Here is a 12353-nt window from a genome sequence, read left to right as displayed (position 1 = left end):
GATCCCTTGATTGCCCAGTAGCTTCGGCCCTCAAAGGAGAAGGCCGTCAGGGCGAAGCGGCTCATGATCATGCCCGACACACCCGTGGCCACCGCCGTCGAGAGCATCGTCAACAGCGGCTGCACGAAGCCCTGCGGCATCCCCGACTCGCCGAAGCGGATCGGCCAAGTCGGGGTCGAGGCTGGCCGAGCGGAAGGCTTCGGTCAGGCCGTACATCAGGTGGAGGTTCGCGTCGGGGAACAGGGTGCGAAGACGGCGGATGATTGGTTCGGGCAGATGGCCGCCGCTGTTAGTAAGGGTGCGTAAGGTAGCCCCTGCCCCATCGGCCCAGTCGAGCGCCGTCAGCTGATGCCACAAGGGCGGGACACCGGCGAGGGTGGTGACGTCATGGCGTCGCAACGCTTTCTTCACATCGGCGGCAAGGAGGTAATCGAAGCCGATCGCGCAGCCGCCCGCGGCCCAGGCGGCGAGCAACTGGTTCTGGCCGTAATCGAAGGCAAGCGGGAGAACGGCCAGCGTGCGGTCTTCGGGGGTCAGGCGGAGGTAATGTGCGACGCTGATCGCGCCGAGCCAGAGGTTGGCGTGGCTGAGCATCACGCCCTTGGGGCGGCCGGTCGAACCCGAGGTGTAGAGTAAGGCGGCCAACATGTCGGGGGTGTGTGTGGACGGGTCGAGCTGGTCGGTGCCGGAGTGCCACTCTTCGAGCGTGATCGCCGTGGGCGCGGTCTCAAGCGTAGCAAGGCGGGCACGGTTGGCGATCAGCAGGCGGGCACCGCTGTCGGCGAGGATGTGCTCGGCCTGTGCCCGGCGGAGCGCGGGGTTGATCGGCACATGGACCAGCCCGGCGCGTGCGGCGGCGAGCGGCAGGATGCAGGCGAGCATGGTCTTGCCCATCCAGCTGGCGACGCGGTCGCCGGGTGCGAGGTCGTGGGCGAGCAAGGCGGCGGCGGTGCTGCCGATCAGTTTTTCGAAGGCGTGATAATCGAGGAGATCGTCGCCGACGATGAGGGCGGTTGAGTCCCCCACCCCGCGCAGGGCGAGATGATCGAGCGGAAAGGGCGTGGGATCGGGAGTCATCGGACAGGAGCCTGTCACTGCTGGCGAGGCGAGGCAATGACGGCTTTCTTGCGCCCTTCGGCCCGCTCTATTAGTGCGCTGCAATGCAACAGGGAAAGGCGCAACTTTTGGCTCGTGGCGATAGCAAGACCATCGACCATGCGCTGCGTGCGTTGCTTGCCGACGTGCTCGGGCTGTCCAAGGCGCGGGTCGCGGCATTCGATGCGGAGACCGAATTGTTTGGCGCGCTGCCCGAATTCGATTCGCTCGCCGTCGCCAATCTGCTGACCGGGATCGAGGAGCGATTGTCGGTCGTTATCGAGGATGACGATGTCGAGGCCGAGGATTTCATGACTTACGGCCGACTGCTGGCCTTCGCCAACCGCAAGGTGCGCGGCTAGCTACTCGGCGGCGCTAGAATCCGCCGCCTACTCGGCGGCCAGCGCCTCATATTCCTCGGCAGCGAGGAATTTCTCGGCGTCGAGCGCGGCCATGCAGCCGGTGCCGGCCGCAGTGACCGCCTGGCGGTAGATCTTGTCCATCACGTCGCCGCACGCATAGACGCCGGGGACCGAGGTCTTGGTGGTGCCGGTTTCGACCTTGATGTAGCCGTCGCTGTCGAGGGTGAGCTTGTCCGTGAACAGCTCCGTCGCGGGCGAGTGGCCGATCGCGACGAATGCGCCGTCGACGTCGATCCGGCTGATCGCCCCGGTGCGGACGTCGCGCAGGTCGAGGCCGACCAGCACTTCGGGATCACCGCCGGCAATGAATTCGGCGACTTCGCTGTGCCAGATGACCTTGATGTGCGGGTTGGCGAACAGGCGGTCCTGAAGGATCTTCTCGGCGCGGAAGGTATCGCGGCGGTGGATCAGGGTAACGTCCTGACTGTGGTTGGTGAGGTAGAGCGCTTCCTCGACCGCAGTATTGCCGCCGCCGATCACCGCGACCTTCTTGCCGCGATAGAAAAACCCGTCGCAGGTGGCGCAGGCCGAGGCGCCCTTGCCCTTCATATGCTCTTCCGACGGCAGCCCGAGCCATTTGGCCTGCGCGCCGGTGGCGATGACCATCGTGTCGGCGTGATATTCGCCGCTGTCGCCCTTGACCACGAACGGGCGGCGCGAGAAATCCACCTCGCTGACATGGTCCCACACCATCTTGGTCCCGACATGCTCGGCCTGCGCCTGCATTTCCTCCATCAGCCACGGCCCCTGAACGACATTGCGGAACCCGGGGTAATTTTCGACGTCGGTGGTGGTGGTCAGCTGGCCGCCGGGCTGGATGCCCTGGACGACAACCGGCGAAAGCCCGGCGCGGGCGGCGTAGATGGCGGCGGTGAGCCCGGCGGGCCCCGAGCCGAGAATCAGCATGCGGGTGGAAATGATGTTCGACATGGCGCTCACTTAGGGAGGATTGGGCCGCGCTTCAAATGGTCAGCGAATGGGCGCGCGATCGGCGCGTGGTTTGCACCGCAAGCACCAATTATACGAGCCTCGACTGCTTCAAAGCCGCGCCGATGAAGCCCTTGAACAAGGGATGCGGATCGAACGGGCGGCTTTTCAGTTCGGGATGGAACTGGACCCCGATGAACCACGGATGGTCGGGGCGCTCGACGATTTCCGGAAGCTCGCCGTCGGGCGACATGCCGGAAAAGACCAGCCCGCCCTTTTCGAGCGCGTCGCGATAGTGGACATTGACTTCGTAGCGGTGGCGATGGCGCTCGCTGATCGCGGTGGTGCCATATTGCGCGGCGACGACGCTGTTGTGGGACAAAGTCGCGTCATAGGCGCCGAGCCGCATCGTGCCGCCAAGGTCGGTGGTCGCAGTGCGCTTCTGCAGGCCTTCGGGGCTCATCCACTCGGTGATCAGGCCGACGACCGGCTCGGCGGTCTGGCCGAACTCGGTGGTCGAGGCAGCCTCGAGCCCGGCAGTATTCCGCGCGCCTTCAATGCACGCCATCTGCATGCCAAGGCAGATGCCGAAGAAGGGCACGTCGCGCTCGCGGGCGAATTTGACCGAAGCTATCTTGCCCTCGCTGCCGCGCTCGCCAAAGCCGCCGGGAACAAGGATGCCGTGGAGCGGCTCGAGTTCGGCGGCAAGGTCGGCGCTTTCGCTCTCGAACAGTTCGGCGTCGAGCCAGCGAATATTGACCTTGACCCGGTGCGCGATGCCGCCGTGGACGAGGGCCTCGCGCAGACTCTTATAGGCGTCCTGGAGCCCGACATATTTGCCGACCACGCCGATCGTCACTTCGCCTTCAGGATGATCGACGCGGTCCATGATGTCGGCCCATTGGGTAAGTTCGGGGCGCGGCGCGTCATTGATGTCGAAGATGCGCAGGACTTCGTCGTCGAGGCCCTCATTATGATATTGCAGCGGCACGTCGTAGATCGAGCGCGCGTCCAAGGCCTGGATCACCGCCGAAGCGGGGACGTTGCAGAATAGAGCGATCTTGGCGCGCTCGGCCTCGGGGATCGGCCGCTCGGCGCGGCACAGCAGGATGTCGGGCTGGAGACCATAACTGGTCATCTCTCGAACCGAATGCTGGGTCGGCTTGGTCTTGAGTTCGCCCGCCGCCGCCAGATACGGCACCAGCGTGGTGTGGACGAAACATGATTGACCGCGGCCGAGGTCGTTCTTCAATTGACGGATGGCTTCTACGAACGGCAGGCTTTCGATATCGCCGACGGTGCCGCCAATTTCGCAAATTACGAAATCGACATCGTCGGTGTCGGCGACGGCGAATTCCTTGATCGCATTGGTGACGTGGGGAATGACCTGGACCGTCGCGCCGAGATAATCGCCGCGCCGTTCGCGGGCGATGATGCCCTGGTAAATCCGGCCCGAGGTAATATTGTCCGACTGACGCGCCGAGACGCCGGTGTAACGCTCGTAATGACCGAGATCGAGATCGGTCTCCGCCCCGTCATCGGTGACGTAGACTTCGCCATGCTGATAGGGCGACATCGTGCCGGGATCGACGTTCAGATAGGGATCGAACTTGCGAATCCGGACCTTGAAGCCGCGCGCCTGGAGCAGCGCCCCGAGGGACGCCGCAAGCAAACCTTTGCCGAGCGAGGAGACCACGCCGCCGGTAACGAATATGAACCGCGCCATGGGCGTTGAGCCTTAGAGACGCTTTGCCACCTCTGGCAAGCGGATGATGTGGATCGCAGCGAAAAAAGTCTCGCAAAGAGACGGCTTATTGCGCGAGCGGAACCGCTGGCGCCTGCTGGTTGCCGACCGGTGTAGCTGGCTTGGGAACGCCGGGCATGGTCGCTGGGACGGCACCAGGCGCCGTCGGGGCAGCCTGCTTCACCAGGGACGTATCGATGGTCACCGGCTTGCTGGTCACGCCGGCATAAGCCGCGAGCAGGATCGAGAGGATGATGAACAGCCCGCCGAGGATCGAGGTGGTGCGGGTCAGGAAGTCGGCAGCCCCGCGCGCGGTCATGAAGCCCGACGACGAACCGCCAACCCCAAGCCCGCCGCCTTCGCTGCGCTGGATGAGAATCACGCCAACCAGGCTAGCAGCGACGATGGTCTGGACGATCAGCAGAAATTTGAACATTGGGATGATAACTCGATGTCGGTGAAAGACTTGCCGCCCCCCTAGCGAGCCGCGCGTGATTGTTCAACGCAAGACCGATGAGGACCGTCGAATGCGGGGTGGACGCGCGGAGTAAAGAACCTAGAATGTGGCCATGAGCAAGTCGCTCCTTCAGTCGCTTCCGTCAGTAACCGCGTTGATCGAGGCGAGCCCGATCGCGTCGGTGATCAGTGATCCGCGTCTTCCCGACAATCCGATTGTTGCCTGCAATAAAGCCTTTTGCGCGCTGACCGGATATGACGAAGAGCAAATCCTGGGGCGTAATTGTCGATTTCTTTCAGGGCCAGGGACCGAGCCGTGGTTGACCGAAGCGATCCGCGAAGGCGTTCGCAATCACCGCCCGGTGCTGGTTGAAATCCTGAATTACAAGCGCAGCGGGGTGCCGTTCCGCAACGCGGTGTTAGTCGCGCCAATTTACGACACCAAGGATGAGCTGCAATATTTCCTCGGCTCACAGGTCGAAGTCGGCGACGAAGTTCCCGGTCCGAGCGTCGCCCGCCGCGTCCGCGCTGCGGCAGCCGTTAACACGTTGTCGCCCCGGCAGCAGCAAGTCCTGCAATATGTGTCGAATGGCTTGATGAACAAACAGATCGCCGACCGACTCGGCCTGTCCGAAAAGACGATCAAGATGCACCGCAGCATATTGATGGACCGGCTGAACCTTCGCACCTCTGCCGACTTGGTACGAATTGCGGTCGAGGCGGGGTTGTAGCCGACGGTCGCTAGGCGCGAACCGCGATACCGCCTTAAGTCCATATTTTATCGGTTATCGCCACAGCGCATAACCTCTCTATGATAATCGCTGACCGCCCAGAGTTTCAGTCGAAGCCAGCGCCGCTGACCTGCGCGCCGAGCGAAACCGTGCTTACGGCATCAAAGCGCATGGCCAAGCTCAATTATGGCTCGATCATCGTCGTCGACGGTGATCGTCGGGTCAAAGGCCTGCTGACCGAGCGCGACATATTGCGGCGGCTGGTGGCCGAAGAGCGCGACCCGGCAAAGACCACGATCAGCGAAATCATGACGAGCGACCTTCGCGTCGCCCATGCCTCCGACGACGTAATCGGGTGGCTTCGCTTGATGTCGAACGAGCGCTTCCGCCGCTTGCCCGTGGTCGATGACGACCAGCGCCTGATCAATGTCATCACCCAGGGCGACTTCGTATCCTACACCTGGCCCGACCTGCTCGATCAAACACGAACGCTGGTGAAGCAGACCTTCGGCGGCACGTTCAGCCTGCCAATCCTGCTTGGCGGCGTACTGCTCTACACCGTCGTCATCATCGGGGCGGTCGCTTTTAGCGTCCGATAACCCATCGCGCGTCGTCCGGTTGGGCGATGCATTTGCCAATGTCCCCCGCACCACCCGGCGCGGAAATTCAGGAGAAGACCATGACCGATAAGATCCACGATATCGTCGACACTGCCGTTGCTGCCGGTGCGTTTGGCACCCTGGTCGCAGCCGTCACGGCCGCCGGCCTGGTTGACACGTTGAAGGGTGAAGGCCCGTTCACCGTGTTCGCACCGACCGATGCGGCATTCGCCGCCCTGCCAGACGGAACGGTCGAGAAACTGGTCCAGCCCGAGCAGCGCGACGCGCTGACCGCTTTGCTGCTGGTCCACGTGCTTCCGGGAGCGGTCCATTCGCGCGACATTGCCGGGCAGACACTGCGTCCGGCCTCGGTTGGCGGTGGACCGCTCGACATCGACGGCACCAATGGCGTGACGGTCAATGGCGCGACCGTAATCACGGCCGATATCGAATGCACCAATGGCGTTATCCACGTCATTGATCGCGTACTTCAGCCTGCTGCAGCGGACGCAGCGGCTTAACCGTTCGGGTCAGAGCCCTCCGACCCGGATCCGGCTTCGCGCGCTCCCCGCCAACGCGCGAAGCCGGACTAATTCAAAGGACATGCGATGAACACCATCACTCTTGGCCAGTTCTCACTGGTCTATAACGCCTTCTCCTTCACCTTTGCGACAATGGGAGCAGCGACGCTGTTTCTGTGGCTAAGCCGGTCGCAAGTCGGACCGGCCTACCGAACCGCAGTCACGATCTCGGGGCTGGTCTGCGCCATTGCCTGTTACCATTATTTCCGGATCTTCGAATCTTGGAACGCAGCCTACGGCGTCGCTGATGGCGTGGTCACCACGACCAGCGTCGCCTTCAATGACGCCTATCGTTACGTCGACTGGTTGCTGACTGTCCCGTTGTTGCTGATCGAACTCGTGCTGGTGATGCGCTTGTCGCAAGCCGAAACGATGTCGAAGTCGCTGCGCCTGGGTTTTGCGGCAGCACTGATGATCATCCTCGGTTACCCGGGTGAGATTGCCGCCGACAACGGTGCACGAGCGCTGTGGGGAACCCTGTCGGCAATCCCGTTCCTGTACATTGTCTATGAGTTGTTTAGCGGCCTTGGGGCATCGATCGAGCGGCAGCCGGAAGCCGTTCGCGGACTGGTCAAACAGGCCCGCTTGCTGACTTTTGCCTCATGGGGCTTCTATCCGATCGTCTACATGATTCCGTACACCAGCCTTGGTGGCGGCGCGGTCACGACCGGGATCCAGATCGGCTACACCATTGCCGACATCATCGCCAAGGCAGGCGTTGGAGTGTTGGTGTATATCATTGCCGTGCGCAAGACGGCAGCCGAGGCCCAAACGCCAGTGGCGGCAAAGGCTCACGCTTAAGTTATGGCTGGCGTGGTTCGCCTGCTGCAGACGAATAATGCCAGAGTTATCGGGCGGCACGGAAACGTGCCGCCCTTTGCCGGTTCAGCCGATAAGATAGCGTTTCCACTAGCGGCGTTGATCGTCATCCTCGCCGCGCTGCTCGTCCCGGCCAACCTTCTGACGAGCCCGGCGGCGATGACCGCGACCTGCGCCATGCTGTTGATCGGCGGCCTGCCCCATGGCGCGCTCGACCTTGCAGTGTTGCGCCGTGAGGCCGACCAGCGAACCGCGCTGGTGGTGACGTTATATCTTGGTCTTGCGGCCGTGATGTTCGCCACCTGGCAAGTCGCGCCGACGCTTGCGCTGGCCTTGTTTCTGGCAATGGCCATCGCCCATTTCGCCGAGGATTGGTCGGACGCGGAGCATCCATTCTTCGCGATTGGAATCGCGGTCGCCCTGATTTCAGCTCCGGCCTTGGTGCATCATCAGGCTTTAGCCGAGCTGTTCATGATGCTTGCCGGTGAACCCGCCGCGGCAGGATTGGCCGACACATTGCTGCTGGTTGCGCCCGTGGCGGCGGCCTGCGCATTGCTCGCCATCCTGCTGCTGTGGAACGCTGGCAGTCGGGCGAGCGCCTGCAATGCAGCCTGTGCTTTGCTGGCCATGATCCTGCTGCCGCCGATCACCGGCTTCGCCATCTATTTCTGCTTGATTCATTCACCGGCGCATTTTCGAGCCGGGCTCAGGCGGCTGCCGCTGTCGACCGGCGTTGCCAAGCCGACGATTGTCGCCACGCTTGGCGGGATGGCGATTGCGGTCGTGGCGTTTATATTCTTGCCGACCGCCGCTCCCTCTAGCCGGCTATTCGCGGCGAGCTTCATGACGTTGTCGATCCTGACCTTGCCGCACATGGCCGTGCCCTTGATCCTCCGTCGTCTCGGTTTCAGCGCGCGGCGATAGCCGCGTCTACGATCGGCAGGAAGTCGGCGGCCTTCAAGCTCGCCCCACCGACCAGCGCACCATCAACATCGGCAATCGCGAAAATATCTGCGGCGTTCGACGCCTTGACCGATCCGCCGTAAAGAATGCGGACTTCGTTGCCATCATCGCCATACGCCGCGACAAGCCGCTGGCGGAGCGCGGCATGCATTTCGGCGATATCCGCGAACGATGGGACCTTGCCGGTGCCGATCGCCCAGATCGGCTCGTACGCGATGGCGTCGACCGGGGTTGCCGGAAGTGACGCATCAAGCTGGGCCGACACCGAAGCAATGGCGTTCCCGGCTTCGCGGACTTGAAGGCTTTCACCAATGCACAAGATGACGCCGAGACCGGCACCAAGCGCGGCTTCGGCCTTGTCGCGGACAGCGGCATTGCTTTCGCCATGCGCTTCTCGTCGTTCGCTATGGCCGACGATTGTCAGGCGCGCGCCGGAATCCTTGAGCATTGCCGCGCTGATATCACCGGTATGGGCGCCGCTCGCCGCGTAATGCACGTCCTGTCCGCCGATCGCCAAGCCCCGGAGCGCGCGCGCGGCACGGTCGATCAGGGTCGCGGGCAGGCACAAGGCAACATCGGTACCGTCGCCCAGCCCGTCGGCAATCGCGTTCGCGTTGGCCAGATCATCGGCCGTGCCGTTCATCTTCCAATTGCCGGCGACCAATTTTCTGCGTGTCATTGATCCGCCCTTCGCTCGCTTGCCGTTGTCCGACACCGCCCGTAAAGCGGCGCCAACCATAATCAAAGTGCGAGTGACGAATGATTGCCTCCATCCGCCGATTGTCCAATTCCAAAGTCGGCCAAGCCATCATGGCGCTGGTCCTGATCCTGATCCTTGCCGGATTCGCGATCCAGGACAGCAGCGGCGTTGGCGGCGGGCTGTTTGGCGGGAGCAGCAGCACTTTGGCGTCGGTCGGCGACGAGGACATCACCGAGCGCGATTTTGCCGCATCCTTGCAGCGCCGGCTGACCGAAGTGCGTCAGACCAACCCGACCGCCGATTATGCATCCTTGGCCAAGGATTTCGATCCGTTGCTGAACGCGATGATTCAGGATGCGGGGATTCGCGCCTTCGCCACCGACCAGAACCTGACTTTGTCGAAGCGGCTGGTCGATGCCGAAATCGCCAAGATTCCGGCGACCCGTGGACTTGATGGCAAGTTCAGCCAGCAAGGCTATCAGGCGTTTCTCGTCCAGCAGAAACTGACCGATGCCGACCTTCGCAAATTGCTGTCGGGGGCATTGCTCCAGCGGCTGGTGCTGGCCCCGGCTTCGGCCAATGCGCGGGTGCCGGTGGGCATGGCGACCCCCTATGCGTCGATGCTGCTCGAACGGCGCGAAGCCGATGTTGCACTGATCCCGATTGCGACCTTCGCAAGCGGAGTGGGACAGCCCAATGACGCCCAGCTAGCAGCTTATTATCGCGACTTTGCCCGCCAATATCTGGTGCCCGAACAACGTGTGCTGAGCATCGCCCGGATCGGCCCGGCACAGGTCGCCGGTATTGCTGCCAGCGACAAGGAGATCACCGATTATTACAATGCCAACCAAGCGACCTATGGCGGCAAGGCCAAGCGCGTCATCAGCCAGGCGGTGGTGCCGAGCAAACAGGCGGCAGATGGCCTCATTGCCCGTGCGCGCGGCGGGGCAAGCTTCGTCGATGCCGCCAAGCCGCTCGGCCTAACCGCCGCCGATGTCTCGGTCGGCCCGCAAACCCGCGAGGAATTCACCAAACTGACAAGCCCGACCGTCGCCGCCGCAGCCTTTGGCGCCGCGTCGGGCGCGGTGGTCGGCCCGGTTCAGTCCGACCTTGGCTGGCACGTGATCAAGATCGATGCGATCCAAAATGACAGCGGCAAATCGCTAGCCGAGGTCAAGTCGGCAATCGCGACCCGGCTGACCGCCGAAAAGCGCAAGGCCGCGGTGACCGATCTGGTGACGAGGGTCGAAGACAGCATTGCCGACGGCAGCAGCTTTGCCGAAGCGGTCAAGGCGGCAGGGCTGACCGCCAATAGCTCACCGCTGATCACCGCCGATGGAACATCGCGCGCGCAACCCGGATTCAAGGTGCCTGCCGACCTCGCCCCCGCCATTCGCGCCGGGTTCGACCTGACCGACGGCGACGACCCGGTGGTCGAAACGCTGGCCGGCGAGGCCGGCTATGCGTTGGTGGCATCCGACCGCATTGTCGCCGCAGCCCCCGCGCCGCTCGCCTCGATCCGCGACCGGGTTGCTGCCGACTGGAAGGCCAAGCAAGCCCATGACAAGGCCCGCGTCGCGGCAACCGCGATCCAGGCCAAGCTGGCCAAGGGCGTCGACATCAAGACCGCGATGACCAGTGCGGGCGCGTTGTTGCCGCCCGCCACCCGCGCCGCCATCCAGCGGCTGCAATTGGTCCAGATGGGCGACAAGGTGCCCCCTGCCCTCAACCTGATGTTCTCGCTCGCAGCGGGCAAGAGCCGGATGATCGCCGACCCGCAGGGCCGCGGCTTCGTGATCGTCAAGTTGGACAAGATCATCCCCGGCAATGCCGCGCTGCAGCCGTCGCTGATCGCGCAGACCCAAGCCGAATTCCAGGAAGCGGTGTCGGGCGAATATGCCGAGCAATTCACCCGCGCGGTCCAGCTCGAGCTTGGCACCAAGCGCAACGAAAAAGCGATTGCAGCGGCGCGCAAGCGGACCATCGGCGGCGGTAGCTGATGAATGCGCCAAGGGTCTTGGCGATCGACAATTACGACAGCTTCACTTTCACCCTGGTCGATTATCTGCGCAATCTGGGCGCCGAGGTCACCGTTCGGCGCAATGACGCGATCGTCGTGCGGGAAGCGCTTGGCGGACCGTTCGATGCGTTTCTGATCTCGCCCGGTCCGGGCCGGCCCGAGGATGCCGGGATTTCGGTCAAGCTGGCGCAGGGATGCATCGAGACAAGGCGGGTGCTACTCGGCGTTTGCCTCGGACATCAGGCAATCGCGCTGGCCTGCGGACAGAAGGTCGGGCGGGTGCCGCCGATGCATGGCAAGATCGCGCATGTGACCCACGATGGTAGCGGCTTGTTTGAGCGTCTGCCCTCCCCGTTTGCGGCGACGCGTTATCATTCGCTTGCCGTCGGCGAGATTGCGCCACCGCTGATCGCCAATGCGTGGAGCGAGGATAAGGTGGTAATGGCGATGCGGCACGAATTTGCGCCGGTTCACGGGGTCCAATTCCATCCCGAGAGCATCGCGACCGACCATGGCCATGCGTTGCTGGGAGCGTTCCTTGACGCAAGTGCTTGACGGCACCCGAAACGTTCAATACACGTTCCCCGTTCGTTCCTTCGGGATCTTTATGGGGCCACCGCCGATGCTCACCGTCAAGCAGCGCGAATTACTCCAATTTATCGATGACCGGTTGAAGGCGTCGGGGGTGTCCCCGAGCTTCGACGAGATGCGCGAGGCGCTCGAGCTAAAGTCGAAATCAGGGGTCCACCGGCTGATTTCGGCCTTGGAGGAACGCCAGTTCATCCGCCGCCTGCCCAACCGGGCGCGCGCGCTGGAAGTGATCAAGATGCCCGAGAATGCGGTGTCGGCTGCCGCGCCAGTGATCGGGACGATTGCGCCCGCCCTGCGCGCCCAAGTGCAAATGGCGGCGAATGACACGATCGAGATTCCGCTGCACGGCCGGATCGCGGCGGGTACGCCGATCGAGGCGTTGCAGGGAACCGAGGGTTTTGCGGTGCCAGCGGCGTTGCTTGGCCCGGGCGAGCATTATGCGCTTGAGGTATCGGGCGATTCGATGGTCGAGGAAGGCATTCTTGACGGCGATTTCGCGCTGATCCGAAAGGTCGACGTGGCCCGCGAAGGCGAGATTGTGGTGGCACTGATCGACGACGAGCAGGCGACGCTCAAGACCTTCCGCCGCGAGGGTCAGATGGTTCGCCTCGACCCCGCCAACCGGATGTACGAGCCGCAACGCTACCGCCCCGAGCAAGTCCGCATCCAGGGTCGCCTGGCGGGCCTGATCCGGCGGTATTGAGC

Annotated in this window: 14 protein-coding genes; 9 read left to right on the top strand and 5 right to left on the bottom strand. The window is 63.3% G+C overall.

What is annotated here, in order from left to right:
- Nucleotides 1-30: 30 nt before the first annotated feature.
- Nucleotides 31-1077 (bottom strand): AMP-binding protein, encoded by a 1047-nt coding sequence (locus RMN73_RS09080; RefSeq protein ID WP_309603000.1) that lies wholly within the window; start codon nucleotides 1075-1077, stop codon nucleotides 31-33.
- An 83-nt stretch (nucleotides 1078-1160) separates the two neighbouring features.
- Between RMN73_RS09080 and RMN73_RS09075 the strand changes: the two genes are divergently transcribed.
- Nucleotides 1161-1457, top strand: coding sequence for an acyl carrier protein (locus tag RMN73_RS09075; RefSeq protein ID WP_309602999.1), 297 nt, complete (start codon nucleotides 1161-1163; stop codon nucleotides 1455-1457).
- A gap of 27 nt (nucleotides 1458-1484) precedes the next feature.
- Here RMN73_RS09075 and trxB read toward each other — a convergent pair whose 3' ends face one another.
- From trxB to secG, 3 genes are all read right to left on the bottom strand, one after another.
- Nucleotides 1485-2447: a thioredoxin-disulfide reductase gene (trxB, locus tag RMN73_RS09070; protein ID WP_309602998.1), complete on the bottom strand. Its 963-nt coding sequence runs from the start codon at nucleotides 2445-2447 to the stop codon at nucleotides 1485-1487.
- Nucleotides 2448-2535: 88 nt separating this feature from the next.
- Nucleotides 2536-4170, bottom strand: coding sequence for a CTP synthase (locus tag RMN73_RS09065; protein WP_309602997.1), 1635 nt, complete (start codon nucleotides 4168-4170; stop codon nucleotides 2536-2538).
- An 85-nt stretch (nucleotides 4171-4255) separates the two neighbouring features.
- Nucleotides 4256-4624 carry a preprotein translocase subunit SecG gene (gene secG / locus RMN73_RS09060; protein WP_309602996.1) on the bottom strand — a complete coding sequence of 123 codons (369 nt, stop codon included), beginning with the start codon at nucleotides 4622-4624 and terminating at the stop codon, nucleotides 4256-4258.
- Between the two features lie 133 nt (nucleotides 4625-4757).
- On the opposite strand from secG, the gene RMN73_RS09055 reads away from it, so the two are divergent.
- From RMN73_RS09055 to RMN73_RS09035, 5 genes are all read left to right on the top strand, one after another.
- The gene (locus RMN73_RS09055) at nucleotides 4758-5375 is read left to right on the top strand and encodes a LuxR C-terminal-related transcriptional regulator (RefSeq protein ID WP_309602995.1); all 618 of its coding nucleotides are present in this window, start codon (nucleotides 4758-4760) and stop codon (nucleotides 5373-5375) included.
- A gap of 80 nt (nucleotides 5376-5455) precedes the next feature.
- Nucleotides 5456-5974 (top strand): CBS domain-containing protein, encoded by a 519-nt coding sequence (locus RMN73_RS09050; RefSeq protein WP_309602994.1) that lies wholly within the window; start codon nucleotides 5456-5458, stop codon nucleotides 5972-5974.
- An 80-nt stretch (nucleotides 5975-6054) separates the two neighbouring features.
- Nucleotides 6055-6495, top strand: a complete 441-nt coding sequence (locus tag RMN73_RS09045; protein WP_309602993.1) for a fasciclin domain-containing protein — start codon at nucleotides 6055-6057, stop codon at nucleotides 6493-6495.
- An 87-nt stretch (nucleotides 6496-6582) separates the two neighbouring features.
- Nucleotides 6583-7356, top strand: coding sequence for a bacteriorhodopsin-like (locus RMN73_RS09040; RefSeq protein ID WP_309602992.1), 774 nt, complete (start codon nucleotides 6583-6585; stop codon nucleotides 7354-7356).
- A 117-nt stretch (nucleotides 7357-7473) separates the two neighbouring features.
- A complete protein-coding gene (locus RMN73_RS09035) occupies nucleotides 7474-8298 on the top strand; it encodes a beta-carotene 15,15'-dioxygenase, Brp/Blh family (protein WP_309602991.1) in 825 nt (274 codons plus the stop codon).
- On the opposite strand, the gene tpiA is transcribed toward RMN73_RS09035, so the two are convergent.
- Nucleotides 8282-9016 (bottom strand): triose-phosphate isomerase, encoded by a 735-nt coding sequence (gene tpiA / locus RMN73_RS09030; RefSeq protein ID WP_309602990.1) that lies wholly within the window; start codon nucleotides 9014-9016, stop codon nucleotides 8282-8284. The genes RMN73_RS09035 and tpiA overlap by 17 nt on opposite strands.
- Nucleotides 9017-9096: 80 nt before the next feature.
- On the opposite strand from tpiA, the gene RMN73_RS09025 reads away from it, so the two are divergent.
- From RMN73_RS09025 to lexA, 3 genes are all read left to right on the top strand, one after another.
- Nucleotides 9097-11037, top strand: a complete 1941-nt coding sequence (locus tag RMN73_RS09025) for a peptidyl-prolyl cis-trans isomerase (RefSeq protein WP_309602989.1) — start codon at nucleotides 9097-9099, stop codon at nucleotides 11035-11037.
- Nucleotides 11037-11612: an aminodeoxychorismate/anthranilate synthase component II gene (locus RMN73_RS09020; RefSeq protein WP_309602988.1), complete on the top strand. Its 576-nt coding sequence runs from the start codon at nucleotides 11037-11039 to the stop codon at nucleotides 11610-11612. Before RMN73_RS09025 ends, RMN73_RS09020 begins: the two co-directional genes overlap by 1 nt.
- Before the next feature lie 67 nt (nucleotides 11613-11679).
- Complete coding sequence (gene lexA, locus RMN73_RS09015) at nucleotides 11680-12351, top strand: transcriptional repressor LexA (protein WP_309602987.1); 672 nt, start codon at nucleotides 11680-11682, stop codon at nucleotides 12349-12351.
- Nucleotides 12352-12353: the final 2 nt, after the last annotated feature.

The organism is Sphingomonas sp., assembly GCF_031372575.1.
GTDB lineage: Bacteria > Pseudomonadota > Alphaproteobacteria > Sphingomonadales > Sphingomonadaceae > Sphingomicrobium.
Note: the sequence above shows the minus strand (reverse complement) of the source record. Positions and strands in the feature narration are given on the sequence as shown.

Bases quoted from the DNA above. Each gene is read 5' to 3' on its own strand.
- RMN73_RS09080 (WP_309603000.1), bottom strand. From the start codon at position 1,077: ATGACTCCCGATCCCACGCCCTTTCCGCTCGATCATCTCGCCCTGCGC.
- RMN73_RS09075 (WP_309602999.1), top strand. From the start codon at position 1,161: ATGCAACAGGGAAAGGCGCAACTTTTGGCTCGTGGCGATAGCAAGACC.
- trxB (WP_309602998.1), bottom strand. From the start codon at position 2,447: ATGTCGAACATCATTTCCACCCGCATGCTGATTCTCGGCTCGGGGCCC.
- RMN73_RS09065 (WP_309602997.1), bottom strand. From the start codon at position 4,170: ATGGCGCGGTTCATATTCGTTACCGGCGGCGTGGTCTCCTCGCTCGGC.
- secG (WP_309602996.1), bottom strand. From the start codon at position 4,624: ATGTTCAAATTTCTGCTGATCGTCCAGACCATCGTCGCTGCTAGCCTG.
- RMN73_RS09055 (WP_309602995.1), top strand. From the start codon at position 4,758: ATGAGCAAGTCGCTCCTTCAGTCGCTTCCGTCAGTAACCGCGTTGATC.
- RMN73_RS09050 (WP_309602994.1), top strand. From the start codon at position 5,456: ATGATAATCGCTGACCGCCCAGAGTTTCAGTCGAAGCCAGCGCCGCTG.
- RMN73_RS09045 (WP_309602993.1), top strand. From the start codon at position 6,055: ATGACCGATAAGATCCACGATATCGTCGACACTGCCGTTGCTGCCGGT.
- RMN73_RS09040 (WP_309602992.1), top strand. From the start codon at position 6,583: ATGAACACCATCACTCTTGGCCAGTTCTCACTGGTCTATAACGCCTTC.
- tpiA (WP_309602990.1), bottom strand. From the start codon at position 9,016: ATGACACGCAGAAAATTGGTCGCCGGCAATTGGAAGATGAACGGCACG.
- RMN73_RS09025 (WP_309602989.1), top strand. From the start codon at position 9,097: ATGATTGCCTCCATCCGCCGATTGTCCAATTCCAAAGTCGGCCAAGCC.
- RMN73_RS09020 (WP_309602988.1), top strand. From the start codon at position 11,037: ATGAATGCGCCAAGGGTCTTGGCGATCGACAATTACGACAGCTTCACT.
- lexA (WP_309602987.1), top strand. From the start codon at position 11,680: ATGCTCACCGTCAAGCAGCGCGAATTACTCCAATTTATCGATGACCGG.